General features: G+C 71.9%; 24 protein-coding genes. 12 read left to right on the forward strand and 12 right to left on the reverse strand.

Annotation, left to right across the window (positions count from 1 at the left end):
- Positions 1-142 precede the first annotated feature (142 nt).
- Positions 143-967 carry an endo alpha-1,4 polygalactosaminidase gene (locus ACIA8K_RS18545; RefSeq protein WP_396060380.1) on the forward strand — a complete coding sequence of 275 codons (825 nt, stop codon included), beginning with the start codon at positions 143-145 and terminating at the stop codon, positions 965-967.
- On the opposite strand, the gene ACIA8K_RS18550 is transcribed toward ACIA8K_RS18545, so the two are convergent.
- The 3 genes from ACIA8K_RS18550 to ACIA8K_RS18560 form a co-directional block, all read right to left on the reverse strand.
- Entirely contained in the window at positions 968-1903 is a 936-nt protein-coding gene (locus ACIA8K_RS18550; RefSeq protein ID WP_396060383.1) for a hypothetical protein, read from the reverse strand. It abuts the gene before it with no gap.
- A gap of 30 nt (positions 1904-1933) precedes the next feature.
- Positions 1934-2065 (reverse strand): hypothetical protein, encoded by a 132-nt coding sequence (locus tag ACIA8K_RS18555; protein ID WP_396060387.1) that lies wholly within the window; start codon positions 2063-2065, stop codon positions 1934-1936.
- 1114 nt (positions 2066-3179) lie between these two features.
- Positions 3180-3743 (reverse strand): TetR/AcrR family transcriptional regulator, encoded by a 564-nt coding sequence (locus tag ACIA8K_RS18560; protein WP_396060390.1) that lies wholly within the window; start codon positions 3741-3743, stop codon positions 3180-3182.
- An 82-nt stretch (positions 3744-3825) separates the two neighbouring features.
- Between ACIA8K_RS18560 and ACIA8K_RS18565 the strand changes: the two genes are divergently transcribed.
- From ACIA8K_RS18565 to ACIA8K_RS18580, 4 genes are all read left to right on the forward strand, one after another.
- A complete protein-coding gene (locus tag ACIA8K_RS18565; RefSeq protein WP_396060392.1) occupies positions 3826-5010 on the forward strand; it encodes a hypothetical protein in 1185 nt (394 codons plus the stop codon).
- 161 nt (positions 5011-5171) lie between these two features.
- Positions 5172-6725, forward strand: coding sequence for a hypothetical protein (locus ACIA8K_RS18570; RefSeq protein WP_396060395.1), 1554 nt, complete (start codon positions 5172-5174; stop codon positions 6723-6725).
- Positions 6722-7444, forward strand: a complete 723-nt coding sequence (locus tag ACIA8K_RS18575; RefSeq protein WP_396060398.1) for a hypothetical protein — start codon at positions 6722-6724, stop codon at positions 7442-7444. Before ACIA8K_RS18570 ends, ACIA8K_RS18575 begins: the two co-directional genes overlap by 4 nt.
- Complete coding sequence (locus ACIA8K_RS18580; protein WP_396060401.1) at positions 7444-11853, forward strand: hypothetical protein; 4410 nt, start codon at positions 7444-7446, stop codon at positions 11851-11853. The genes ACIA8K_RS18575 and ACIA8K_RS18580 overlap by 1 nt, the downstream gene beginning before the upstream one ends.
- 16 nt (positions 11854-11869) lie before the next feature.
- Here ACIA8K_RS18580 and ACIA8K_RS18585 read toward each other — a convergent pair whose 3' ends face one another.
- The 4 genes from ACIA8K_RS18585 to ACIA8K_RS18600 all read right to left on the reverse strand — a co-directional run bounded on the left by ACIA8K_RS18585 (position 11870) and on the right by ACIA8K_RS18600 (position 13833).
- Positions 11870-12598, reverse strand: coding sequence for an ABC transporter ATP-binding protein (locus ACIA8K_RS18585; protein ID WP_396060403.1), 729 nt, complete (start codon positions 12596-12598; stop codon positions 11870-11872).
- Positions 12565-13083 carry a PadR family transcriptional regulator gene (locus tag ACIA8K_RS18590; protein WP_396060406.1) on the reverse strand — a complete coding sequence of 173 codons (519 nt, stop codon included), beginning with the start codon at positions 13081-13083 and terminating at the stop codon, positions 12565-12567. Before ACIA8K_RS18590 ends, ACIA8K_RS18585 begins: the two co-directional genes overlap by 34 nt.
- Positions 13084-13162: 79 nt before the next feature.
- Positions 13163-13660: an NUDIX hydrolase gene (locus ACIA8K_RS18595; RefSeq protein ID WP_396060409.1), complete on the reverse strand. Its 498-nt coding sequence runs from the start codon at positions 13658-13660 to the stop codon at positions 13163-13165.
- 2 nt (positions 13661-13662) lie between these two features.
- Positions 13663-13833, reverse strand: coding sequence for an alpha/beta fold hydrolase (locus ACIA8K_RS18600; RefSeq protein WP_396060411.1), 171 nt, complete (start codon positions 13831-13833; stop codon positions 13663-13665).
- An 88-nt stretch (positions 13834-13921) separates the two neighbouring features.
- Between ACIA8K_RS18600 and ACIA8K_RS18605 the strand changes: the two genes are divergently transcribed.
- The 4 genes from ACIA8K_RS18605 (at position 13922) to ACIA8K_RS18620 (ending at position 16666) form a co-directional block, all read left to right on the forward strand.
- On the forward strand, positions 13922-14233 hold the full coding sequence (locus tag ACIA8K_RS18605) for a hypothetical protein (RefSeq protein WP_396060413.1): 312 nt from the start codon (positions 13922-13924) through the stop codon (positions 14231-14233).
- Positions 14234-14707: 474 nt separating this feature from the next.
- Positions 14708-15019 (forward strand): MerR family transcriptional regulator, encoded by a 312-nt coding sequence (locus ACIA8K_RS18610; RefSeq protein ID WP_396060415.1) that lies wholly within the window; start codon positions 14708-14710, stop codon positions 15017-15019.
- A gap of 63 nt (positions 15020-15082) precedes the next feature.
- A complete protein-coding gene (locus ACIA8K_RS18615; RefSeq protein ID WP_396060418.1) occupies positions 15083-15793 on the forward strand; it encodes a class I SAM-dependent DNA methyltransferase in 711 nt (236 codons plus the stop codon).
- A 108-nt stretch (positions 15794-15901) separates the two neighbouring features.
- Entirely contained in the window at positions 15902-16666 is a 765-nt protein-coding gene (locus ACIA8K_RS18620; protein ID WP_396060421.1) for a metallophosphoesterase family protein, read from the forward strand.
- Between the two features lie 70 nt (positions 16667-16736).
- Here the strand turns inward: ACIA8K_RS18620 and ACIA8K_RS18625 are convergent, their stop codons facing one another.
- Positions 16737-17297, reverse strand: coding sequence for a TetR/AcrR family transcriptional regulator (locus ACIA8K_RS18625; protein WP_396060423.1), 561 nt, complete (start codon positions 17295-17297; stop codon positions 16737-16739).
- A gap of 90 nt (positions 17298-17387) precedes the next feature.
- Here ACIA8K_RS18625 and ACIA8K_RS18630 point away from each other — a divergent pair, with 90 nt between their 5' ends.
- A complete protein-coding gene (locus ACIA8K_RS18630) occupies positions 17388-18293 on the forward strand; it encodes an NmrA/HSCARG family protein (protein ID WP_396060425.1) in 906 nt (301 codons plus the stop codon).
- Positions 18294-18343: 50 nt separating this feature from the next.
- On the opposite strand, the gene ACIA8K_RS18635 is transcribed toward ACIA8K_RS18630, so the two are convergent.
- The 4 genes from ACIA8K_RS18635 to ACIA8K_RS18650 all read right to left on the reverse strand — a co-directional run bounded on the left by ACIA8K_RS18635 (position 18344) and on the right by ACIA8K_RS18650 (position 23011).
- Positions 18344-19576, reverse strand: a complete 1233-nt coding sequence (locus tag ACIA8K_RS18635) for an NlpC/P60 family protein (protein WP_396060428.1) — start codon at positions 19574-19576, stop codon at positions 18344-18346.
- 149 nt (positions 19577-19725) lie between these two features.
- Positions 19726-20688, reverse strand: a complete 963-nt coding sequence (locus ACIA8K_RS18640; RefSeq protein ID WP_396060430.1) for an ArsR/SmtB family transcription factor — start codon at positions 20686-20688, stop codon at positions 19726-19728.
- 68 nt (positions 20689-20756) lie between these two features.
- Positions 20757-22256, reverse strand: a complete 1500-nt coding sequence (glpK, locus tag ACIA8K_RS18645; RefSeq protein ID WP_396060433.1) for a glycerol kinase GlpK — start codon at positions 22254-22256, stop codon at positions 20757-20759.
- The gene (locus tag ACIA8K_RS18650; protein WP_396060436.1) at positions 22253-23011 is read right to left on the reverse strand and encodes an IclR family transcriptional regulator; all 759 of its coding nucleotides are present in this window, start codon (positions 23009-23011) and stop codon (positions 22253-22255) included. The genes glpK (ACIA8K_RS18645) and ACIA8K_RS18650 overlap by 4 nt, the downstream gene beginning before the upstream one ends.
- A gap of 125 nt (positions 23012-23136) precedes the next feature.
- Here ACIA8K_RS18650 and ACIA8K_RS18655 point away from each other — a divergent pair, with 125 nt between their 5' ends.
- Together ACIA8K_RS18655 and glpK (ACIA8K_RS18660) are read left to right on the forward strand one after the other, a co-directional pair.
- Positions 23137-23964: an MIP/aquaporin family protein gene (locus ACIA8K_RS18655; RefSeq protein WP_396060439.1), complete on the forward strand. Its 828-nt coding sequence runs from the start codon at positions 23137-23139 to the stop codon at positions 23962-23964.
- 72 nt (positions 23965-24036) lie between these two features.
- A complete protein-coding gene (glpK, locus tag ACIA8K_RS18660; protein ID WP_396060442.1) occupies positions 24037-25554 on the forward strand; it encodes a glycerol kinase GlpK in 1518 nt (505 codons plus the stop codon).
- The last annotated feature ends 17 nt before the right edge of the window (positions 25555-25571 follow it).

Here is a 25571-nt window from a genome sequence, read left to right on the forward strand (position 1 = left end):
ATGTTTGCGGTCGATAGCGTGAAATATCGGTAGAAGTGCGGTCTTGCTCAGCCGGTAATAAGCACAAGTCCGGCACCAGGTCGCCAGGGCGCAACGCGTCCGAGGCGGGGCGGACCGCCACCGACCATCTGGAGATCTACCAGTGGCCATCACCACCCGCGCGCGTCTTCTCGGCGCGCTCGCCGTCACCGCCGCCACGGCCGTGACCACCGGATTCGTCGTCGCCGGCGCGCCTGACGCGTCCGCCGCCGCGATCACGCCGCCCACTGCGAACGCGAAGTTCGACTACCAGATCGGCGGCGTCTACGAGCCCCCGAGCGGCGTGAAGGTCGTCAGCCGCGACCGGGAGGCCGCGCCCGCCACCGGCCTCTACAACATCTGCTACGTCAACGCGTTCCAGACCCAGCCGAGCGAGGCCGAGTGGTGGAAGTCGAACCACGACGACCTGCTGCTCAAGAAGTCCGGCCAGTACGTCGTGGACGGTGAGTGGGACGAGATCCTGCTCGACGTGTCCACCTCCGCCAAGCGCACCGCGGTCGCGAACATCGTCGGCGGCTGGATCGACGGCTGCGCGACAAAGGGCTTCAACGCGGTGGAGCCGGACAACCAGGACTCCTACGACCGCTCCGAGAACCTGCTCACCAAGCAGAACGCACTCGATTTCATCAAGCTGATCGCCACCCGCGCACACACCAAGGGCCTGGCGATCGCCCAGAAGAACACCACAGCCTTCGGCACCGCGGGCAAGGCGGCCGGGCTCGACTTCGCGGTCGCGGAGCAGTGCGGCGAGTGGAGCGAGTGCGAGGACTACACGGACGTGTACGGCGCGAACGTGGTCGCGATCGAATACAAGGACTCCGCATACTCCGCCGCGTGCAGCGCGGTCGGCTCCAAGATCTCCGTCGTCCGCCGCGACAAGCTTGTCACCGCGCCGGGCAGCGGGACCTACATCTACAAGGAGTGCTGATCAGCCGGCGTTGAGCAGGCGCCCCATGGACAGCACCGCGGAACGGATCTCCTGAAGGTAGCGGTCCGTGCCGGACGCGGCCGGCGGCTGCGGCGGCACGGCCCGCACCGGGTCGAAGCCGATGGTCTCGACCACGCAGCCGTACGGCAGGCCCAGCATGCGGATCGCGTCGCAGTGCTGGAACGGCACATAGATCGGTGAGGTCACGACGAGCACGTGCTGCCCGGCGTCGACCCGGAAGCGGCGGGCCCAGAAGTCGTAGGTGTCCGGCGTGTGCGCCCGCCGCCTCTCCGGGTCGCTCGACGGCGCGGCCAGCACGTGCACCTCCGGCGCGCCGCCGAACGTCCGGACCGCCCACGAATCGTGCCCGAACACGCCGTCCTCGCACTCGACCTCCGGCTGCCGCGCGACGCCGAACGCGGCTCGCACCGCGACCTCCATCGCGTCCACCTCGTGTGTGGCGTCCGCGAGGCCCGGCTCCGCACGCTCGGCGCCGGACAGCGGCCGGAAGCTGCCGAGCGCGGCCACCTGGCCCGCGGTGAGCCCGGCCTCGAACAGCGCCGCCGTGTACGCCACCCGTTGCAGACAGGCGCGGCCCAGACCACCGAGGATGAGCACGTGGTCGTAGTGCCCCCGGGACGGCGGCCGGGCCGTGGCCAGCCCCAGCGCGGTAGCGGCCGCCCGCACCGTGGCGGCCGTCAGGTGATCGAAATCCGGCGGGCGGACCTGGTCACGCTCGACGTTCCCGGCGCGGCGGAAGTCCCAGTGCCGCGCGGAGAAGTCGTCAAGCCACGTCTCCACCCCGGCGTCCGGAAGATCCCCGCCGAACGCCGCCACCAGCTCACGCAGCGGCGGGGCGGTGAGCCACGCCCGCACCTCGGCGGTGATCAGCTCGGGTCTGCCGGACGGCAGCGGCACGGGCGCGAAGCGGGACACGATCCTCCTCCGGTGCTGTGGAAACAGACCCTAGCCCGCCAGGCGGTGGGCCTCGCGCAGCACCTCCGAGGCCGCGATCGGATCGAGGTCGCCGAAGGTGGCACCGCCCGGGGCGTTCCGGCTGGTCGGCGGTCTCGCGGCACGCGGGGGCAGCACGGTCATCGTCTGAGCGGTGGCTGGTCTGGGCGGCGGCGGTCTGGGCGGTCGCAAGGGCTGGCACCGAGGCTGAGGGCTGGCGGGTGGGGCGGTTGGTCTCGGTCTGGGTGGCCGCAAGGGTCGGCAGCGAAGCCGGGAGCTGCCGAAGGATCAGTCGATCTTGGCTCTCGCGTGTCGCCGGGCCGGGGTCACGGCAGCTCGGGCGCTCCGCGCCGAGATGGGTTCGTTGTGTGGGATCTCGCGTCCATCTGGCGGGATGCAAGATCCTTGCGGCTCTGGTGGCCCTTATTGCGCTCGGATAAGGGCCACCAGAGCCGCAAGGATCTTGACGTGGGCCTTTCCTGACCCTTCGGCGTCAGGAAGAACGCACAGGAAGGCACTCAAATAAGGAAATATCCGGCGCGTAGCGCACGAGCCTGTGCACTTATCGCGGATCTCCACCTGACGCGGGTCGCGAGCGCGAGCCGTGTCCTGACATATGCGGATCCGGTACAGCTCCGCGTTCATGCCCGGCCCTGAGACCTGCCGAAGTGCCGCGACAGACCCGCACACCTGCGGAACTCGCGGCCTCGATGCCGGCCCTTGCGCCCACCCACGCCGCAGTTACCTCGGTCCGCAGTTACCTCGGTCCGCACCCGTGGCGTGGCGTTAACTGACCTTCCGCGGTCAGGGTGAGGGTGCGTTAGAAGCTTCTATACAACGAAATTTCGGGCACGGAGTGCCTGACTCGCACTCCAACCCGAGACTCCAGAAGGCGGGCGCGTGGCGTGGCATTAAGGCGGCGCGTGGCGTGGCTTCAAGATCCTTGCGGCTCTGGGGGCCCTTTGTGGACAGTAATAGGGGCTGCTGGAGCCGCGAGGATCTTGTGCTGGCGCGTGGCGGCATGTCGTTGCCTACCCCCGGGCGGTGTCGCTGGGGGAGCGGGGTCTTCGGTTAAGGATCTTGCGCCGGCGCGTGGCGGCAGCTCAATCCCCGCCACCGGGCGGTTGTCGCCGGGGGTCTTTGGTGACCAGCGGCGGGGCCGGTGCCCGCGGGAGCGTGCGGGCAGCACCACCCACAGGGTGGGAAGAGAAGCCTTTGATGTCTGGTCTTTCGTGACCCGCTGGTGGGCGGGGCCGGATCAGCCCAGCTCCGCGCGCAGCGTGTCGAAGGTGGCCTGGACGACGTGGTCGAGCGTGCGGGGGTCGTCGCTGTCCAGCCACTCCTCGATGGAGAGGCTCAGGACTGTCGCGCAGACCTCGCCAAGCAGTGCGGCCCGGGAGGCGTCGATGCCCCGGGTGAGGAAGCCGGTGCGGATCGCTTCGGCCATGGCGGCGCGTTTGCGCAGGTCGCGTTCCTGAAGGCCGGCGTCGGTGGCGACAAGCGCGCGCCGGGCCCGCAGTTCCGGTCTGCGTCCCTCGAAGCGGGTCTCGGCGAGCACGCGCAGGCCGTCGCGGATCAGCGCCATCGGCTCGACGGCGGCGGGCGCCTCGGCCATCAGCCGGGCCACCATTTCGGAGATCTCGTCCTCGTCGACGAAGAGGACCGCGCGCTTGTCCGGGAAATGACGGAAGAACGTGCGCGTGGTCAGCCCGGCCCGGGCGGTTATCTCCGGCACTGTCGTCGCGGCGAAGCCCTGCTCGGCGAAGAGTTCGAGCGCCGCCTGCCGCAGGCGTTCCCGCCCGTCCGATGGCCATCTGCTCACCGTGCCAGTCTAGTGATGACATCTCGTGTCGTTAGCGGTACGGTGACGACACTGCATGTCGTCACTGCGAAGAGGGATGTTCATGACCGAGGTGTGGATTCTGGGCGGCGCGGGCCGCAGTGGCCGGGCGATCGCGGACGCGCTACGCGGGCACGGCATCCGGCCGGTGCTGGTCGGGCGGAACGCCGGTCGGCTGGCCGCGGCGGCCGAGGCTGCGGGAGGCACTGCGGCCGTCCTGAGCAACCGCGGCGCCGGCGCCGCCACTGGGGCCGGGAACGCCGCTGGGGCCGGGAACGCCGGTGGGACCGGGAATGCCGCTGGGGCCGGCGGAGGGGATCGGGTGATCGTGACCGGGTCGATCGAGGAGATGGCGGCGGAGATCAGGCGGCAGCGGCCGACCGTGGTCGTCAACACGGCGGGGCCGTTCGCCGGCACGGCCGGGACGCTGATCCGGGCGTGTCTGCCGTTCAGTCACTATGTCGACATCGCGAACGATCTGGACGCGGTCGCGGCCACGCTCGCGCTCGGCGCGGCGGCCACCGAGGCCGGCCGCACGGTGGTGACCGGTGCCGGATTCGGCGTCACCGCGACCGAGAGCGTCGTCGTGAAGCTCTGCGAGGACCGCCCGGCGCCCGTGCGCGTCCGGGTCGACATGGTGCCGTCGCTGTCGCTTGAGGCGGGAGTGTTCGGCGAGGCTCTGGCCGCCACCATCCTCGACGGGCTGGCCGGCGGCGGCCTGCGCAAGGGCCGCGCCTACCGCGGCGGGCGGCTGGTTCCCACGTGGCTCGCCGGCGATGCGGCCCGGCTGACGCTGCCGGACGGCGTGACGGTCACGACCGCGAGCATGCCGCTCGGCGAGCTACTGGCCGCCCAGCGGGCCAGCGGCGCGCCCGACGTGGTCGCCGCGTCCAGCGAGGCGCCGTCGTCCCCGGCCGTGCGTGCTGTGTTGCCGCTTGTCACCACGCTGCTGGGGATCGGCCCGTTGCGGAACGCCGTGAAGCGCCGGCTGGCCGCGGTACGGTTCGGCGCCCGCCCGCGCCCGCGTGAGTACTCGTGGGGCCACGCGGTCGTGCGCTGGGCGGACGGCACCACCAGGGAGGGCTGGCTCCGCCTCGGCGAGGCCCAGTCCTGGACGGGTGCGGTCCCGGCCGAGGTGGTCCGCAGGCTGCTGGCGGGGGAGGGGCGGCCGGGCGCCTACACCCCGACGGGTCTCTTCGGTGCGTCGCTCGCGGAGGCGTGCGGTGCGGAGTACCTCATTCCACGATGATCGTGGCGGGTAGTGCACGTGCCGGTGGCGGCCGGCGATGTCGTAGGTGTCGAATGGTGTGCCCGACGCCCTGAGGGCCGGCCGGCGGCACGCCGCTGACCCGGGGCGTCGTGGCTCGGCTAGCCTGGTCGGCTGGCGTGGACGGTGACCGGGGGTGAGGGATGTCGGTGCTGGTGGAGGCGGGGGAGCGGGACCCGGGGGCGCGGCGGTCGCCCTCGGCGGAGGCGTCGCGGCGGGGGCGGTGGCGGGCGCTGGTGTTGACCGATCCGGTGGCACGGCTGGTGCGGAACGCAGCTTTTGCGAACGTTGACGACCGGCGGTTCGATCTGCGGCAGCTTGCGCTTGCGGCGGTGGACATCGCGGTGGCGTCGATGGGGTTCGCGCGGCAGGTGACGCTCGGTGAGCTGCTGGAGTCGATCGCTGACCTGGCGGTGCGGATGGTGCCGGGCGCGCCGCGGGAGGCGTGTGCGGAGGCGGCCCGGTGGGTGATCAAGGGGCTGCTCAACGACGCGGAGGGGCAGCGGGCGTTCGTCTACGTGTTCACTGACGACGACGGCAGGCGCGAGGATTTCGCGTTCCGGCTGCTCCAGCTGCAGGACAGTCCGGACGGCGCGATTGTGCAGGCCACGCCGCAGGCGGTGATGCTCTACCTGAGCGGGCTCGACCTGGACGTGGACGACGCCGAAGCCGCGTTCTCGGTGGTGTTGCGGCGCCAGTTGCGGGACCGGCGGTTCGAGGCGGCGGGCCGGACGGCCGCGCAGGCCGAGCGCGTGTCGGTGGCGATGGCAGCGTCGTTGACGGACCTGATGGACGCGACCCGGCGGGACGTGCGCGCCGTCGACTGGAGCGTCGACGTGCCGCGCCGGCTGGAGCGCGCCCGCGAGCACGTGGAGTCACGGGTCGCCGAGGACGCGGACGTGCTCAACCACGTCGCGGCCGGAATCGACACCGAAACCGACGCGGCGGTACGGCAGGCGTCCGGCGAACTTGTGGAGACGCTGCGCCGCATCCGTCAGGTGCACCTGGACCTCGCCTCCCGGGTCGGCAGCGCGCACACCGTCTTCATCCAGGCGCAGCTCAGCCAGGTGTTCGCCCGCCCGGTCCACCTGCGCCTGCTTGACCCGGAGAAGGAACTGTTCCACCCCGTGCTGCGCCTGCCGGACGTGGATGCGGCGCCGGTGACCGAGGCGTTCGGGGACCGGGTGCTCGGGCTGCGCGTGCCCCGGCTGCTGCACCTGGACGGCCTGGTCGACGCGCTGCTCGCGCCGCCGCGGGCGCCGGAGCCGGACGAGTTCGACCCGGAGCGCCCCGGTGAGGCCGACGGCGTGGACCTGCAGTCGTACCCGCCGGTGGTCATCGCGGCCGCGGAGCGGATCCTGCGCACCGCCGGTGACCGGCCCGCGTCGCTGTCGTCGCTGGTGTCCGCGGTGGACCTGCCGGGGGACGAGGCCCGGGATGCGATAGAGTTGATCTTGCTGTCCGCTTTGTGGGCGTACGCGCCGGACGGTGCCGCGGATACGCCTGGCGACGAGGACGACGGCGGCCTGACCGCGCTTGTCGCGTCGCTCACCGTGGAGCACAGCGGCGCCACCATCGACACGCCGGTGGCCTGGGGCGACGACCTGCTCGTCCGGTTCACGCCTGGCGAAGCCCCGAACGAAGCCCTGAACCAAGCCCCGAACGAAGAAGCCCTGAGCGAGGAGGACCCGCGGTGACGGTGCCGCTGGAGGACGTGCGCGCGGCCGCGGAGCTGGTCGCGTACGGGCTGCGTGCCGGCGCCCGGCCCACGGACGCGAACCCCTACGGCGTGCTGCTGGAACGTTTCCGCAGCAACACCGACTTCCGCGACACGGTCGAGGCGGTCGCGGGCGGGCTCGGCCTGACCGTGCTCGGCGCGCCGAGCCGTGGCGGCATCGTGCTCACCACCCAGCCGCACAGCGTCTTCGCGGTCCGGATGAGCGACCTGCGCAGCACCGCCATGACCGCTGACGACAAGCTTGTCGCCGGGCTGATCGTGCTCGGCATCGCGGCGTACGCGTTCCCCCGTCAGCTCGACCTGGACAGCACGGACGTGAAACTCGTCGAGGTGGCGGCGCTCGACGCGTTCGTCCGGGACTCGATCGAGCAGGTCGCGGCGCTGCCCGGCGACGAGGGCACTGTCGACGGGCAGGCCCGGATCGCGGCCACTGTCTACCAGCGGATGCCGTCGTTCAAACCCAAGGACCGCCAGCCCGGACCGGCGCGCGGCTGCACCCAGTTCGCGATCGCCGAGGTGCTGGGCTGGCTTGTCGACCGCGGCGCCGCCCGGGTGATGCCGCAGATGGGGCCCACGTCGTACCAGCTGACTGATCGTTTTCGTCTTCTGGTCGCGGACGTGGCCGGTGGCGAGGCGCTAGCGGCGCTGCGCGACCGGCGGCGGCAGGAGGCGGCCTGATGGCGGCCCCCGCGCGCCTCTGGCAGATGCGCCGCATCGTCCTCGACCGGATCGGCTCGCCCGCGGCCCGCTTCCGTGACGTCACGATCGAGCTGACCGGCCGGGACGGCACGCCGCTCGACACCATCCTCTGGATGCGCAACGGCGGCGGCAAGTCCACGCTGATCGCGCTTGTCTGCGCGCTGATCAGGCCGGACCGCCGGGACTTCCTCGCCACCGCGACCACCGGCCGTCACCTGGAGGACTGCATCCTCGGCGCGGACACCGCGCACGTGGTGGTCGAGTGGGCGGACCCGTCCGGCCGCCGGCTGATCACCGGCGCGGTCTACGAGTGGGCCGACCGCGTACAGCCCGCCGACCCGAACGCGGCGCACGACCGGCTGCGTCAGTGCTGGTACGCGTTCAGCCCGATCGACGTCGCGACCCAGATCGAGACGTTGCCGTTCACGAGGAGCGACGGGCGCCCGGCGGACTTCAAGGAGTTCGTCAAGGAGCTGGAGGCGCTGCCGCTCGACCTCGACCCGGTCGTGGTCACCAAGCAGGAGCGGTGGGCCGGCGCGCTGACCGACCGTGGCCTCGATCCCGGCCTGTTCACCGCCATCCTCAAGATCAACTCGACCGAGGGCGGCATTGAGCACCACTTCACGTTCAAGACCGCTGACGAGTTCGTGCAGTACCTGCTCAGCCTGGTCACCGACCCGGGCTCGGCCGGAAAGATCTCCGAGATCCTGCGTACCACCCGCGACCGCCTCGCCCGCCAGCCACGGCTGCGCGCCGAGGTCGACTTCTGCGACGAGGCCACCGGACTATTGGAGCGGCTCGCCGGCGCACGCGACGAGGTGACCGACGCGGAGCGCACCGTGGCACTGCGCCGTGACGCCGCGGCCACGCTCGCCGGATCCCTGCGGGCGGCCGCGGCCGAGGCCCGCGCGCGGGTGGCCGCCGAGTCCGCCGCGGCGTCCGGGCATCGCGCATCGGAGCGGGCCGCGCTCGCGCAGGTGGCGGCGAGCGACGCGCAGATCCGGGAGTACGCCTGGTGGGCCGCGCATCTGCGTCATGCGGAGGCGACCGGCGCGCACGCGGAGGCGCTTGACGACGTGCGGCGCTCCGCGCTTGACCACGCGGCCTGGCAGATAGTGCCGCTGCTGGCGGAGCACCTGACCGCCAGCCGGCGACTGGCCAGCGCGGTGCAGCGCCAGGAGGAGGCCGAGGCCGGTGCGGAACCGGCCCGCGTCGCCCGCGCGGAGGCGGCGGCGCTGCTTGTCGCGGTGCTCCGGGCGGTGGCGGTGACGCTTGACGCCGAGGCCGGCGAGCACCGGGCGTCCGCGGCGCGGTCGTCGGCGGCGCACGCGGTGGCGCGGGCGGCGGCGGGGGAGGTGCAGGGCCTGCTGGGCGGACTGGACACCCGGCTGCTGACCATCGACGAGCAGATCGCGGCGTTCGTGACCGCGCGCGAAGCGGCGGTGGCGGAGGGGCATCTCGGCGCGATCCCGGACACCGCCGGCACGATCACCGACCGCGAGATCGAGGACGCTTACCAGGCCACCCGCGACGCCGACGCCGCTGTCGTGCACGAGTTGGAGGAGACGATCCCCGCCGCCGCCGAGGCGCTGGCCGCCCGCCGCCGGGAGCTGGACCTCGAGGCCGCCGAGCTGGCCCGCACCCGCGCCACCGCCCTCGATCGCCGCGCCGCCCTTATCGCGGAGCGCGAGCCGCTCGTCGTGGAGATCGACGCGCTCGCCTCCGAGCACCGCCTCCTGTCCCTCGCCGAGGCGGACCGGATCGACCCGATCGGCGAGCACCGGCGGCTGGCGGACCTGCTCACCGAGGAGATCCTGACCGCGGACCGGCGGCGGATCGATCTCGCGGTCGCGGACGTGGAGGACCACCGGGCCTCGCAGGCGCTGGAGTCAGCGCGCGGGCTGCTGCCGGCCGCGCTTGATCTGGCGATGGCCACGGACGTGCTGGCGGCCGTGCGGATCCCGGCGATCACCGGGTGGCATCACCTGGCCGACGCGGTGCCGCCCAGCCGGTGGGCGCCGGTGATCGCGGCCGCGCCGGACCTGGTCGGCGGCCTCCTCGTACCCGCGGCGGGGGATCTTGAATTGGCTCGTGCCGCGCTGGCGAAGGCGGCGTTGCGGCCGACGAGCGCGGTGCGCGTCTCGACCACGGCCGCGTTGCAGCAGGTGGTGGACGAGCTGCCGGAGCCGGGTGACGGGTTCGTGATCGCGCCGGCACAGGCGATGTTCGACCGGACCGCGGGCGCGGCGGAGGCGGAACGGCGGCGGGCCGGGCAGCGGTCGCGCAGTGAGCAGATCCAGGAGTTGACTGACAGCCGGGACCGGGACAAGACGCTCAAGGACCGGCTGCTGATCCTTGTCGACAGGTGTCCGCCGGGGCGCCGGGAGCATCTGGACGAGAGCATCGCGCGCCTCGACGAGCAGGTGGCCGACGCGGACGCCCACGCTGCCGCGCTCGCGCACGGCCGGGCCGCGCTTGACACCGAACACGCCGAGCTGCAGGAACGCCGTCAGGCGCGGGCGGCCGAGCGGCGCACGCTGGCGATCCGGATGGGTGTGCTTGCGGACATCGTGCAGCGGGCGCCGGTGGCCGCGGGCCTGCGCGCGGAACGGGACGGGCTCCCGGCCGCGCGTGCGGAGGCGGAGGCGGCGCTGCGGGACGCGCACGCCGAGGAGCAGGCCCACGCGACCGCGGCGAACCGGGCCACCCGGGCCGCGGAGGAGAAGGAGTCCCGGGCGGCCGACTACCGCTCCCGGGCCGATGAGCTGCGCCGCACCGCTGGAAACCGCACGGTGGACCCGGGCGGGACGACGCTCGCGGACGCCCAGGCCGTGTATCAGGCGGCGGACGAGGCCTACCTTCGACAGGCCTCCGGGTCCGCCCTCGAGGCCACCATCGCCGAGATCAACAACCGGCTCGCCGCGCTTGACGACCAGATCGACTCCTTCGGGCGCGCCGAACGGGCCGCCGCCGACCTGCTCGCCGACACCCCCGAGGCCGCGGACCCGGTGGCGGTCCGGCGCTCCACCGCCATCGCCAAAGACGCCTACGACGAAGCGCTGATCATGTCCGGCACCGCGCGTGCCGACGTCCAGTCCGCCGAGCGTGTGCTCGCCGCCGCCACGGCCCGCCGCCCGGAAGCCGCCGCCACGATCATCACCCCGCCCGACACGGCCGGCGAGGCGGACCTGCGCGCCCGTGACCTGCGCACCATCATGGACCGGCAGCAACGCGAGGCGGACGCGCACGCCACCGCGGCCGCCACCTCGGAGCACCGTGCCCAGGCCGCCACCCGCCGCGCCGAGGACCTCGACCGTGCCGCGACCGATCTGATCGACGACGGTACGGCGTACCCACCGGGCATCGTGCCCTTCGCGGGTGAGGTGTTCGAGGCCGACCGCGAGGTCCGCGCGGCGCGTCGGGCGCTGACCGAGGCGGAACAGGCGCGGACCGCCGCGGCCGGCGCGCTCACCGCGGGCGGCCATCGCCTGGGCCGGTGGGCGGCGCAGGAACGGTTCGCAGTGGTCAGCCCGGAGGTGCGCGACAGGTTCCGGACCGAGAACACCGTCGACGAGCTGGCACCGCACGCGGAGGCGCTGGCCGCCCGGCTCACCGACTACCGGGAAGGGCTGCGTGGCGAACTGTCCGCGATCGACAAGGACAAACACCTGGTCGTGACCGCGCTGTGCGCCGAGGTGCGGGAGGCGCTGAAGACGTTGCAGCGCGCGCAGAACCACGCCCAGCTGCCGAGCGGGCTGGGCGAGCAGCTGTCCAACCGGCGCTTCCTGGACGTGGGCCCGCGCGCAAGCGTGGACACCGGCGACGCGGTGCTGCGGTCGCGCGTCGAACGGCTCGTGGACAAGCTGGTCGAGCGCAAGGATCCGATCCCGGACGGCATGACGCTCGCCTGGGAGGCGACGTCGGCCGCGGTCGGCAAGGGCAACTTCGTGGCGCGGGTGCTGAAGCCGTCGACCACGCTCGGTGAGGAGCGCCAGCCGGTCGAGCTGATGAGCAAGTGGTCCGGCGGTGAGAAGGTCACCATCAGCCTGCTGCTCTTCTGCATGCTGGCCCGGCTGCGTGCGGCGAACCGTGGCTCCGACGTGCCGGGCCTGGGCACGCTGCCGATGGACAACCCGCTCGGCACGGCGAACTATGTGGCGTTCCTCGACCTCCAGCGCCGGGTCGCCGCCGCCAACGGCATCCAGCTGATCTTCCTGTCCGGGCTCGGTGACATGCGCGCGGTCGGGCGCTTCCCGAACGTGGTCCGCATGCGCAACACGCAGAACCAGGGCCGGTCCTACGCGCAGGTGGTCGACCGCGATCTCAACGAGGAGGCCGTCATCACGACCGCCCGCCTGACGCTTCCTCGACAGGAGCGCCTCCTGTAGCGATCGACGCCGCGCTTCAGTGCGCGTAGGAGTCGGCGAACATGCTGTCGTCCGCGAACGCGCCGTCCCGCATGGAGATCACCCGGTCCGCGATCGCCGCGATGCGTGCGTCGTGCGTGACCACGACGAGTGTCTGGCCGGCCAGCCGCATCTCCTCGAACAGCCGCAACACGTCGAGCGTCGCGGCGGTGTCCAGGTTGCCTGTCGGCTCGTCGGCCAGCACCAGGTGCGGCTCGTTGCTGAGGGCGCGGGCGATCGCCACCCGCTGGCGCTGGCCGCCGGACAGCTCGGACGGCAGGTGCGCGGCCCGGTCGGCCAGACCGACCTGGTCGAGCAGGTGCAGGGCCCGGCGGCGGGCCTGCCGTGGCGCGGTGCCGGCGAGCAGCGCCGCCATCTCGACGTTCTCGACGGCGGTGAGCTCGTCCATCAGGTGGAACGACTGGAACACCAGCCCGATCTGATGCCGACGCAGCTTCGCCAGCCTGCGCTCGCTCATCGTGTCGATGCGCTGCCCGGCCACCCACAGCTCGCCCGACGTCGCGCGTTGCAGGCCGCCGAGCAGGTGAAGCAGCGTCGACTTGCCGCAGCCGCTCGGCCCCATGATCGCCAGGGTCTGGCCCGGTGGCACGTCCAGGTCGATCGCGTCGACCGCGCGGACCAGGGAGTCGTTCCAGCCGTACCGTTTGGTGAGTCCGCGTGCCCGCAGCGCCGTCATGCCGTCCGTCCCGTCCACATGCGCTCGCATGCCTCCAGCCACTCCAGGTCGGCGCGCAGCCGCAGCACGACCCCCTCCAGCAACAGCCCGGCGATCGGGTCGACCGCGCGGTCCAGGGCGGCGCGTTGCGCCTCCCGGATGCGGCGCATCACCTCGCGCCGCTGTGCGTCCACCAGGTCGACCGGGTCGGCGAGCCGGGCGGCCCCGGCGGCCACCAGCTTCAGGTGGAACTCGGTGATGTCCGGTTTGGGCCAGGTCACCTCCGTCAGCCAGGCGGCGACGCGCTCCCGCCCGGCCGGTGTCAGGTCGTAGACGCGCCGGTCGGGCCGGTCGGGCAGCCCTTCGTCGTGGGTGGACTCGACGAGGCCGGCCTTGGCGAGCCGGGTCAGCGTGACGTAGATCTGCCCGGCGTTCATCGCCTCGCCGAGCGGGCCGAGCGCGTCGCGCACGCGGGCGCGCAGCTCGTAGCCGTGCGCCGGCTCCTTCGCCAGCATGGCCAGCACCACGTCCTGCACCGCCCGCCTCCTTCCCGTAGACCGCCTATGGATAACCGTTAGCCAATCAAAAGTCAAACGCCGCAGGGGGTACGGGAGGTCAGAACCCGAGCGCGGCCACCGGCGACCCGGCCGGCGCGAACCATGAGGTCTCCCCGCCACGCAGCGTGGTCTCGATGCGCAGCCGCTCATAGTCGTTCAGCTCCGGCAGCGCCTCCTCGGCGAACCACCCGACGGCAAGCGACTCGTCATCCGCCACGAACGCGTTCCCGGCGACCGGCCGGCACCGGAACCACAGGTTCAGGTACTGGCACTCGTCCCCGTTCGGGTAGCTGACCGGGTGCATCGCCACCCCGGCCAGCCGCTCCACCACCACGTGCAGGCCGGTCTCCTCAAGCACCTCGCGCACGATCGCGTCTGCCGGCTGCTCGTCCGGATCGATCACGCCGGACGGCACGGACCAGCGGCCGTCGTCACTGCGGCGCTCAAGCAGCAGCTCACCGGCGTCGTTGACGATCACACCGGAGACGCTCGGCAGCATCAGCATGTCGTGCCCGACGCGCCGGCGGAGACCGGCGAGGTACGTGGATATCCCCATGATCAGACCTTAGCGAGGAAGCCCCGCAGCGCCGCCATGAACTCCGCCGGCCGGTCCAGATTGATCATGTGGGCCGCGCCGTCGATCACCACCTGCTCCGCGCCGTGCGACGCCAGCTGGTCCGACACCCGCCGGATGTCAGTGGTGTCGAGCGTGCCGACAATTGTCAGCATCGGAAGCCTGCTGGAACCGCCGGTCGGGTGGACCGCCACGCATCGTCGTGTATCGACGATTCGGGTGGGCGGGCCCGGGTAGATCACCGTGGTGGATCAGGAGCGCACCGAGGACGGCCACTTCGTCATCATCTCCGGGCGCCGGTGGCGGGCCACCGACCCCGGCATTCCGGAGGAGGTGGGTGCGGAGCTGCGCAAAGCCTTGATGTCCGCCCGCCGGGACGTCGGCGCCGCACTGCGTGCCGGCCAGGATCCGGCGTCGGCGCGCGCCCGGGTGCAACTCGCGAAGGTGGCCCTCGGTGAGCGTGGTGTCCCCTGGTGGGAGCAGACGCCGGAGGAGCGCCGGGAGCGCTGGGAACGAGGTCTGCAGGAGCTCGCGACACGCCGAGAAAATCTATGACCGGTGTACTAGACATCCTTGCCGGGAGTGGTTAATGTTCCTGCTGTTGAAGAAAGAGATCACGGGAAGCTGCTGACGAGTCAGACCTTGTATCAGGGCTGACGAGTCAGACCGTGAAGCAAGACCGCGCGTCGCACGTGTGGAGGCCATGAGGTTGCGTGGGGCTTCGACACCGGCGGGCAGCAACACCGCACCACAGTTAGAGAACGCAGAGGAAAGGGAGGGCAGAACACACCGTTGGATCGCCCGCAACCGGGAGGCTTCGACAGCTCACGGGCGCGGACACCGCAGTTTCCATCGAACGAGAGGTGGTCTCCGGTCACGCATACGCGATCCTCGCGCCCTACGCCGTCACAGGCGATGGGCGTGGACACGACAAGCCGGCGAACGTGCCGGTAGATGGTGTTTTCCACCCGTAGTCCCGGGCCCCGGCGCATGCAGCGCCGGGGCCCTCGTCATGGAGAAGATGTGTATATGACCCAATCCGAGGACATGTTCGGTGACGACGACTACCCCGCCTACACCATGGGTCGCGCCGCGGAGATAACCGGTGCCTCGCAGGACTTCCTGCGCCGGCTCGGTGAAGCGAAACTGATCACCCCGCTCCGCTCCGGCGGCGGCCACCGACGCTACTCCCGCTACCAACTTCGCCTCGCCGCCCGCGCGCGCGAGATGGTCGACCAGGGCACACCCCTGGACGCCGCCTGCCGCATCATCATTCTCGAGGACCAGCTCGAAGAGGCCCTCCGCCAGAACCAGCAGTACCAACGCCGGCAGGAAGCCTGACCGACGGTCCTTCTCCACCACGGGAAGGACCGTTTCGCGTCCTCCGGCGGGTAACCTCGGCTGATGTTCTCCGCCCACGGCCCGTCACTTCGTGAACTGTGCGTCCAGGCGATGACCTCGGTGGAACGCGGTTACGACCTGCTGGCACCCACGTTCGACCACACGCCGTTCCGTACGCCGCAGCGGATGCTCACCGCCACCACGGAAGCGCTCACCGGGCTGGGCCCGTTCCACACCGCGCTTGACGTGTGCACCGGCACCGGCGCCGGGCTCTCCGTGCTCTCGGCCGTGTGCGACGGGCCGATCACCGGCGTCGACTTCAGCACCGGCATGCTCGCCCGGGCGCACAGCGCACACCCGGCGGCCACGCTGGTAAGGGCGGACGCGCGGGCGCTCCCGTTCAACGGCGGTTTCGATCTCGCGGTCAGCTTCGGGGCGCTCGGCCACTTCCTTCCCGCCGAGCGGCCGGCACTGTTCGAGGGGGTGCACCGCGCGCTCAATCCCGGCGGCCTCTTCGCCTTCGCCATCGGCACACCCCCGCCGATCCTGCACCCGGCGCACTGGGTGATGCTCGGCTTCGACACCGTCATGCGCGTCCGCAACGCGGTCTGGCGGCCCCCGTTCGTCATGTACTACCGCACGACGCCGCCGCGGGCGCTGCGCGACGATCTGGCCGCGGCCGGCTTCGCGGTGGACACGAAGCCGCTGCCCTCGTTCGGGTCCTATCCGGACGGCACCCCACGCTGCCTGCTGATCCTCGCCCGCAAGAGCTAGCGCTCGTACCCCCGAGGTCCTCCGCGTCAGTCGTCGTCCAAAGATCTCCACGGTACGTCAGCGGGGGGAGCGCTTCGGGACGGCGATTCGAGGAAGCATGATGATCTGATGGTCTCCACTGTCGCGGTGCTGTCCGACATCCACGGTGTGCTGCCCGCGCTTGAGCGGGTGCTCGCCGAGCCCGCTGTGGCGCGCGCCGATCTGATCGTGGTCACCGGCGACCACACCTGGGGTCCGCAGCCGGCCGAGGTGCTCGACCTGCTGGTGTCGCTGGGCGGCCGGGCGGTGCTGGTGCGCGGGAACGCGGACCGGGAACTGCTCCAGATGTCGCGCGGCATCGATGTCGGGCTTGCGGACGATCCGCTCTCCGTGTGGGGCGCGGCGCAGCTTCGGCCGGACCATCAGGCGCTGCTTGACGCGATGCCGGAGCAGGTGACGCTCGAGGTGGACGGCTTCGGCCCGGTGCGCTTCTGTCACGCGACGCCGCGGGACGACGAGGAGGTCGCGCTTGTCGACAGCCGGCTCGCACGGTGGCGCGAGGTGCTCGCCGGCCTGCCGGACGAGGTGCAGACGGTCGTGTGTGGACACACCCACATGCCGTTCCTTCGGCTGGCCGAGGGGCGGCTTGTGGTGAACCCGGGCAGCGTGGGTCTTCCGTACGGCCGCCGGGGCGCGCACTGGGCGATCCTGTCGGCAGGCGTCGTCTCGATGGGCCGCACGCTCATCGACCCGGACGTGCTTGTCGCGGCCGTGGTGGCGGGGTCCGGGCTGCCCGGGGTGGCGCGGTGGGCGGAGGAGAACCTGCGCGATCCGGCCGGCGACGGTGAGGCGCTCGCCACCTTCGGCCCACGGGACGGGCGGCTCGCGGGCTGATCCTGCCGGCCGGCGTTCAGAAGCGGAAACGGCCGACCAGGGTCTGGAGGGTCTGGAGGGTTTGGGGGATTCACCGCCGCTGTGGGCTGATCCCCTGCACCGCAAGCGCGAGCAGCCGTTCCGCCTCCGCAGCCGGAGCCGCGTGTCCCTCGGTGGCCAGCGCGATTCCGGTGACGAGCGCCAGCAGATCAGTGATTGTCGCGCCCGGCGTCAGCTGGTCCGCCGCGCGCCGGACCAGCGGCTCGCCGGCGCTGATGAGCTGATCGGTCGCGCAGTAGACGTCGCCTGGTGCGCCGCCGGTGCGGTCCCGGTTCAGCGCGGTCGCCAGTCCGCCGATGGTGGCCGCCTCCGCGGCGAACAGGCCCAGCCACTCCAGCAGCGCCTCCCGTGGGGGCGCGTGTTCCGCACGCTCGCGGGCCCGGTCGCAGAGCGCCTCGATCCGGTCGTGGAAGACCGCGGCGAGCAGCGCGTGCCGGGTGGGGAAGTGGCGGCGGACGGTACCGGAGCCGACGCCTGCGGTACGCGCGATCTGCTCGAGCGAGGCGTCGGCGCCGTGCGTGGCCACGGCCTCGGACGCGACCGCGAGCAGCAGCGCGTAGTTGCGGCGGGCGTCGGCGCGCTGCGCTGTCATGTCGCCTCCTTGCATAAACGGCGGGGTCCGCCATATCGTAACCTCATCGAAGCGGCGGCCCCCGCCGTTTTGTGGAGCGAGGAGTCTGTCATGACCGTTCTGGTAGTCGGCGCCACCGGGCAACAGGGCGGCGCCACCGCCCGTGAGCTGCTCGCGGCCGGTGTCCCGGTCCGCGCGCTGGTCCGCGACCGCGAGTCCGGCCGCGCGCGGGAGCTGGCCCGCAACGGCGCCGAGCTGCGCGTCGGCGATCTGCGCGACCGGGACTCGCTTGCCGACGCCGCGGACGGCGCCCGCGCGGTCTTCTCGGTGCAGATGCCCGAGTTCACGGACGGCGTACCCGACTTCGACGGCGAACTGACCCAGGCCGTCAACCTGATCGAGACCGCGCGGGCGGCCGGTGTGGAGCAGTTCGTGCACACGTCCGTCTCCGGCGCGGGCCGGCACACCGAGGCGCCGGGCTGGGCCGAGGGCCGCTGGACGCCGATGGCCCAGGTCTACAAGGCCAAGATCGGAGCGGAGGCGGCGGTACGCGACGCGGGCTTCCCGCACTACACCCTGCTCAAGCCGGGCTTCTTCATGGAGAACCTGCTGCCGGCCACCGCCTACCTGTTCCCGCGTGGCGTCGAGGGCGGCCTGGCCACCGTCCTCAAGCCGACCACCCACCTCTCCCTCGTCGCGGTCGCCGACATCGGCCGGGCGGCGGCCGCCGCGTTCCTCGCGCCGGAACGGTTCGACCGGGTGGAGTTGGAGCTGGCCAGCGACTATCTGACGATGGCGGAGATCGCGGCGGCGCTCTCCGACGCGCTCGGCACCGAGGTGGTCGCGCCGGACATGACCGAGGAACAGGCGCTCGCCGCCGGCATGCCGGGCTATGCGGCGCTGTCCCACGCGTTCCTGCAGGTCGCGGGCCAGCCGGCCCGGCCGGAGTTCGCGCGGGCGCTCGGCATCCCGCTCACGCCGTTCGCGGAGTGGGCCCGCGCGCACCTGAGCCGTTAGGCCACCGGGGTTCGGGCCGTCCCCGTGAGCGGCCCGAACCCCCGGGCGGCTCAGAACCAGCCGGTGCAGGCGGAGTCCGTGCGGCCGGCGGGCAGGCCGCAGGCGCGCATGACCACGCCGGAGTCGTTCCACTGCGTGGTGACCGCGTCGGTGCCGGACGTGACGCCGGTCAGACCCAGCTTCGACGTCCAGGTGACGCCGTTGTCCGAGCTGCGGTCGGTCCAGACCTGGTCGCCGGCCGTGCCGTTGGTGAGACGCCCCCACGCGCACTCGGTGGCGTCGCTGTACCGCAGCTCGATCGTGCGGCCGAGCAGCGTGATCGTCCGCGGGCTGCGGGCACCGGCGCCGTCCGGCACGCTCCCGTCGACACAACCGCCCCCGCCCCCGCCCGGCGGGGTGTAGCCGCCGCCGATCTCCGGGTACTGCGTGCAGGCGGGCACGCCGGGCAGCACCTCCGCGCCCTGGATGTACACGTTGTTGACCCAGAGCTTGTAGTCGGCCAGGTAGGACCAGATGTGGTTGGTGTAGCCGCCGGCCGTCACCGATTGGCCGTCCGCCTGGCAGAGCGCCCGCACCAGCACCGAGTGCCCGCTGCCGGTGAACGCGGCGGCGCCGCCGGTCCGCGTGGTCCGGTAGCTGGGGGAGCCCCACGTCTTGAACGACGCGCCCAGGCCGGGGTAGCGGTACGGCGGCTCCGGCTGGGTGCCGCCGATCCGGATCGCGCCCTGATACCGGTCCGCCCGCCACTGCGACACCTTCACGAGGTCGCCGGACTCGCGCGCCTCCACCATCAGGCCGCCACCCAGGTAGAGCGTGGTGTGGCCGAGGTCGCTGTAGTAGAGGAGGTCGCCGGGCAGCAGCGGCGCGGTGCCCTGCGCGGCGCTGAACACCTGGTTGGACGCCTTCGCGGACTGCACCGAGTGCTGCGTCGCCACCGTCCCGGGACCGAGCAGATCCACGCCGGTCGCGGCGTACCAGGCCCAGCGCACAAAGCCGGAGCAGTCGAAACTCCAGTACTCGGGGTCGTGCGCGCTGTCCTCCGGGTCGCTCTCGTCCACCTCGCCCTGCGACGGGCCGGGCAGTCCGTCGTGCCCGCCCGCCCACGCGTAAGGCCGCCCGACGACGCCACACGCGGCCTCGACCGCCCGCCGTGCCGCCGCGGAGCCACCACTGCCGATTGGCGCGCACGCGTCCGCCCGAGCCGCCGGGGGCAGGGCGGCGCCGCCGAGAAGCAGACCCAGCAGCGCGGCCCCCGCCACACTCCACAGTCTTCGCAATGTCATGCCGACGAGCCTGTCAGCCCGCGGCGGCGCGGCCAACCATTTCGTCCCTGACGAAAAAGACCAGGTCAAAGACGTTTCTCCCGCCTCCGCCGGTGACCGTTTCCGCGCGCTCCCGCGGCCGGGGGATCCGTGGCCGGCCGGGAAAAACCTCAGGACCTCGCGTTCAGCAGGCCGAGCCCGAGGTGGGTGATCTCGTGCCGGACCGCGCCGCCGTCCCGCCGGGTGGTGATCAGGCCGGCGCCGCGCAGGACGGCGGCCTGCTGGCTTGCGGACGCGAGCGAGACGCCGCAGCGCCGGGCCAGCTCGCTCGTCGTGCAGCCGGACGCGGTGGCCTCCAGCGCGAGCGCGCGGGTCCGCCCGAGCAGTGCGGCCAGCCCGGCGGGCCCGGTGTCGGGGTCGAGCGCACCTGGTGGCGGCGCGGTCGCGTACACAAGCGTCTGTGGCAGTGTGGGGTCGCGCAGTTTGGTCGGGGCGACCCAGCAGAAGAACGACGGTTGCAGCAGCAGCCCGCGGCCGTCCAGGTGGAGGTCGGCGTCCGCGAAGTCGAGGATCTCCAGCACCGGTGCGCGCCACCTGATGCGTGGGTGCAGCCCGGCGAGCATTCCCTCGATGCCGTGCCGGGCCATGGTGTCGACGCGGCGGGCGCGGTCGTTGGCGAGGTGCCGGCGGATCGACGGCCAGTACGGCCCGAGCGCCGTGTCGTAGTAGGAGCGCACCGCCCCGCTCAGCCGCCGCACCGCCTCGGCCCGCCCGCTGCCCAGGTCCCGCGTCCACGGTGTGGCCGGCGTACGGGTGGCGAGGTAGGCCAGCTCGGTGTGCAGCCGCGCGGTGGGGGTGGAGGAGAGGCGGTCGAGCGCGGTGCCGAGGTCGTCGCCGGCAGCGCCAGGTGTGAGGAAGTCCGGCGAGTACCCGGTCGGCGGCGCCAGTTCCCGCAGCAGCGCCAGGTCGGCGCGCGGTGCGGTGGCCGCCCGCCGCCGCCAGGAGCCGAACGTCGGCTGTCCGTCGCGGGTCTGGGTCTGATGGAGGCTGAGCAGCACTTCCCAGAGCGGGTCGGGCTGGTCGGCGATTGTGGTACGGGCCAGGTCGGCGGCGGTGAAATGCACGCGTAGCACAGGTACGTCCCCCGAAGATCGTCCACTGTGGTCAACCTGACGGTAGGCCTGTCACACAGCGACGTCTGTCAACCTCCCGACGGCTGGATCCAGTCGAAGGTGTGCGCCACGGCACGCCGCCAGTTGGAATATTCGGCCTCGCGCAGGTCCGGGCTCATGTTCGGCAGCCACTGCCCGGCGCGGTGCCACAGCTCGCGCAGCGCGGCCAGGTCCGGCCAGTAGCCGACCGCGAGCCCTGCCGCGTAGGCCGCGCCGAGCGCCACCGTCTCCGCGACCATCGGGCGGACCACGGGCACGTCGAGCACGTCCGCGACGAACTGCATGAGCAGGTTGTCCGAGGTCATGCCGCCGTCGACCTTGAGCGTGGTGAGTGTGAGGCCGGAGTCCGCGTTCATCGCGTCGACCACCTCGCGGGTCTGCCAGCCGGTTGCCTCAAGCACCGCCCGGGCCAGGTGACCCTTGGTGATGTAGCTGGTCAGCCCCACGATCACGCCGCGCGCCTCGCTGCGCCAGTGCGGGGCGTACAGGCCGGAGAACGCGGGGACGATGTAGCAGCCGCCGTTGTCCGCGACGGTCCGGGCCAGCGTCTCGATCTCGGGCGCGGTGGTGATCAGGCCGAGCTGGTCGCGGAACCACTGCACGAGCGAGCCGGTGATCGCGATCGAGCCTTCAAGTGCGTAGCAGGGCGGCTCGCCGGCGATCTGGTAGGCGACCGTGCTGAGCAGGCCGTGGGTGGAGGCGACAGGTTCGAGGCCGGTGTGCAGCAGCAGGAAGCTGCCGGTGCCGTACGTGCACTTCGCCTCGCCCGGGGTGAAGCAGGTCTGGCCGAAGAGCGCGGCCTGCTGATCGCCGAGCGCGGCCGCGATCGGCACGCCCTTGAACACGTCGGTGCAGGTCCCGAGCACGCCCACCGACGGCCGGATCTCCGGCAGCATAGCCTCAGGAATGCCGAAAAAAGCTGATAGATCCGGGTCCCAGGCCAGGGTGTGGAGATCCATCAGCAGCGTCCGCGACGCGTTCGTCACGTCCGTGACGTGCAACCCGCCGGTCAGGTTCCAGATCAGCCAGGTCTCCATCGTCCCGAACAGGATGTCGCCCGCCTCGGCCCGCGCCCGCAACCCCGGCGTGTGGTCAAGCAGCCACCGGATCCGCGGCGCCGAGAAGTAGGTGGCCAGCGGCAGCCCGGACCGCTTCGGGATGCTCTCCGCCCCGGGCGCGGCGGCAAGCGAGGTCACAAGCGAGTCCGTCCGGGTGTCCTGCCAGACGATCGCCCGCGCGACAGGCCGCCCGGTGTGCCGGTCCCACAGCACAGTCGTCTCGCGCTGATTCGTGATCCCGAGCGCCGCCACCTGGTCGAGCGTGATCCCGGCCGACCCGAGCGCGGCCGCCGCGGTCTTCCGCACGTGGTGCCAGATCTCCATCGCGTCGTGCTCGACCCACCCCGGCCGCGGATAGTGCTGGTGGTGCTCCTGCTGCGCCACCGCGTGCAGCCGCCCCCGCCTGTCGAACACGATGCAGCGGGTGGAGGTGGTGCCCTGGTCGATCGCGACGACGTACCGCTCGGTCATGCCCGGCCCCCGAGATCCCGGGACACGGCCCGCGCCGCGTCCCGTATGTATCCGACAAGCCGGGCGTCGGGCCGCAGCGACGCGGAGCACAGCCGGTCGACCGCGCCGGAGATCCCGATCGCGCCCACCACGAGCCCGCCGTGCCCGCGGATCGGCGCCGCGATCGAGGCCTCCCCGGGCGTCATCTCGCCGGCCTCGAACGCCCAGCCGGCGTCCCGCACGGCGGTGAGGGAGCGGGCGAGCTCGCGGGGCGACGTCACGGTCCGGCGGGTGAAGGCCTCCAAGGTGCGCAAAGAAGCAAACGCCGACGAGTCGTACGCCAGCAGCACTTTCCCCAGCGCAGTGGCATGCAACGGGAGCAGAGCACCCGTATCGAGCGTCTGCAGCGTGTCGTCCGGCCGGAACACGTGGTGCACGACGAGCACGTGCCCCTCACGCACCGTGCCGATCCGGACCGCCTCGCCGCTGCGCGCGGCAAGCGGGTCCGCCCAGTTGATCGAGCGGGAGCGAAGCTCGTTCACGTCCAGCTGGGACGTGCCGAGGTGCAGCAGTGCGGTGCCGAGCAGATATTTCCCGTCCGGGTCCTGCTCGACGAAGCCGACGCGCTGCAGCGTCCGCATGATCCCGTGCGCGGTGCCCTTCGCCAGGTCGAGCGAGCGGGCGATCTCCACGATGCCGAGTCGCCGCCCAGGGCTGGTCGCGAGCAGTCGCAGCATCGCGGCCGCCCGCTCGATCGACTGCACCGGGCCCGGCATGCATACAGACTCGCCCATGGACGGCGGTTCGACAATGTCGACCTGCCTTCGTTGACGATCAATGTTGACCGTCCATAGCGTCATCACCGGTAACCGATGCGCAACGTCTCCGTAAAGGAGTTCGGATGGCACAGCGACTCAGAATCCCCGGCGGCCTGACTGGCGAGTTGGCCGCGGAGTTCGCCGGGACCCTGATCCTCATTCTCTTCGGGTGCGGCGTCGTCGCACAGGTCGTCGCCGGCGGGATCGGCGACCACGACAGCATCGCCTGGGCATGGGGCCTCGGCGTCACGCTCGGCGTCTACGTCGCGGGCCGGATCAGCGGCGCGCACCTCAACCCCGCGGTCACCGTGGCGCTCGCGGTCTTCAAGGGCTTCTCCTGGCGCAAGGTCGGGCCGTACGCGCTGGCCCAGCTGCTCGGCGCGTTCGTCGCCGCGCTCATCGTCCGCTGGAATTATTCAGAGGTGCTCAACGCGTTCGACCCCGGCCTGACGATCAAGACCCAGGGTGTGTTCTCCACGCTGCCCGGCAACGGCGCGCTGCCGGTCGGCGAGTGGGGCGCGTTCCGGGACCAGGTGATCGGCACCGCGATCCTGCTGTTCCTGATCCTGGCCGTGACGGACGTGGCGAACACACCGCCGGCCGCGAACCTGGCCCCGTTCATCGTCGGCCTGATCGTGGTCGCGATCGGCATGGCCTGGGGCACGGACGCCGGCTACGCGATCAACCCGGCCCGTGACCTCGGCCCGCGGCTGGCCTCGTTCCTCACCGGATACGAGGGCGCGTTCCGCGATCAGAACGGCTATCTGTACTTCTGGATACCCATCGTCGGCCCGCTTGTCGGCGGCGTGCTCGGCGCGGGGCTCTACCAGACGCTCATCGGCCGCTTCCTGCCCGCGCAGCCCGAGCCGGTCGCCGAGCCGGACGTTCCTTCCCAGCGTGCGAGCGTCTGACAAGCAAAGATCAAGATCATGCGGGGGTACGACGTGGAGCGCGCCCCCGCATTCTCACAGAGAGGGCACCCGATGGCTGATTTCGTCGGCGCGATAGACCAGGGGACGACCAGCACCAGGTTCATGATCTTCGACCACGGCGGTAACGAGGTCGGCCGCCACCAGCTCGAACACGAGCAGATCCTGCCGCAGGCCGGGTGGGTCGAGCACAACCCGATCGAGATCTGGGAGCGGACCGTGGCGGTCGCCCGGACCGCGATGGCCAAGCAGAACCTCGGCGCGACGGACCTGGCCGCGCTCGGCATCACCAACCAGCGCGAGACCACTGTGGTCTGGGACCGGCGCACCGGCCGTCCCTACTACAACGCGATCGTCTGGCAGGACACCCGGACCGACCGGATCGCCTCCGCCCTCGACCGGGACGGCCGCGGCGACGTGATCAGGCAGAAGGCGGGCCTGCCACCGGCCACCTACTTCTCCGGCGGCAAGATCCAGTGGATCCTGGAGAACGTCGACGGCGTGCGGGAGGCGGCCGAGCGCGGCGACGCGATCTTCGGCAACACTGACAGCTGGCTGCTGTGGAACCTCACCGGCGGCGTGGACGGCGGCCGGCACGTCACGGACGTCACCAACGCGTCCCGGACCATGCTGATGAACCTCGAGACGCTGCAGTGGGACGACGAACTGCTCGGGTTCTTCGGCATCCCGCGGTCCATGCTTCCGGAGATCAGGCCGTCGTCGGACGCGTCCGGGTACGGCGTGTGCCGCGTGTCCGGTCCGCTCGGCGGCGAGGTCCAGATCACCGGCGACCTCGGCGACCAGCAGGCGGCCACCGTCGGGCAGGTGTGCTTCAACGTCGGCGAGGCCAAGAACACCTACGGCACCGGCAACTTCATGCTGCTCAACACCGGCACCGAGCTGGTCCGGTCGAGCAACGGGTTGCTGACCACAGTGGCGTACCAGCTGGGTGACGCCGCGCCGGTCTACGCGCTGGAAGGCTCGATCGCGGTCACCGGGTCGGCCGTGCAGTGGCTGCGCGACCAGCTGCGGATCATCGGCAACGCGGCGGAGAGCGAGTCCCTGGCCGCGCAGGTCTCCGACTCCGGCGGGGTCTACTTCGTGCCGGCGTTCTCCGGGCTGTTCGCGCCGTACTGGCGGTCGGACGCGCGCGGCGCGATCGTCGGCCTGTCCCGCTACAACACCAGCGCGCACATCGCCCGCGCCACGCTCGAGTCCATCTGCTACCAGAGCCGCGACGTGGTCGAGGCGATGCGCGAGGACTCCGGCGTCACGCTCGACGTGCTCAAGGTTGACGGCGGCGTCACGGCCAACAACCTGTGCATGCAGCTCCAGGCGGACGTGCTCGGCGTGCCGGTCAGCCGTCCGGTCGTCGCGGAGACCACAGCGCTCGGTGCGGCGTACGCGGCCGGGCTCGCGGTCGGCTTCTGGAAGGACACCAACGAGCTGCGGGCGAACTGGAACGAGTCGCAGCGCTGGACGCCGAACTGGGACGCGGAGCAGCGCGAGCAGGGGTACGGCCGGTGGAAGAAGGCGGTCGAGCGCACGCTCGGCTGGGTGGACGTGGACTGATCCGAAGGTCCCGGGGG

It is taken from the genome of Catenuloplanes sp. NPDC051500, assembly GCF_044454585.1.
Classification (GTDB): domain Bacteria; phylum Actinomycetota; class Actinomycetes; order Mycobacteriales; family Micromonosporaceae; genus Catenuloplanes.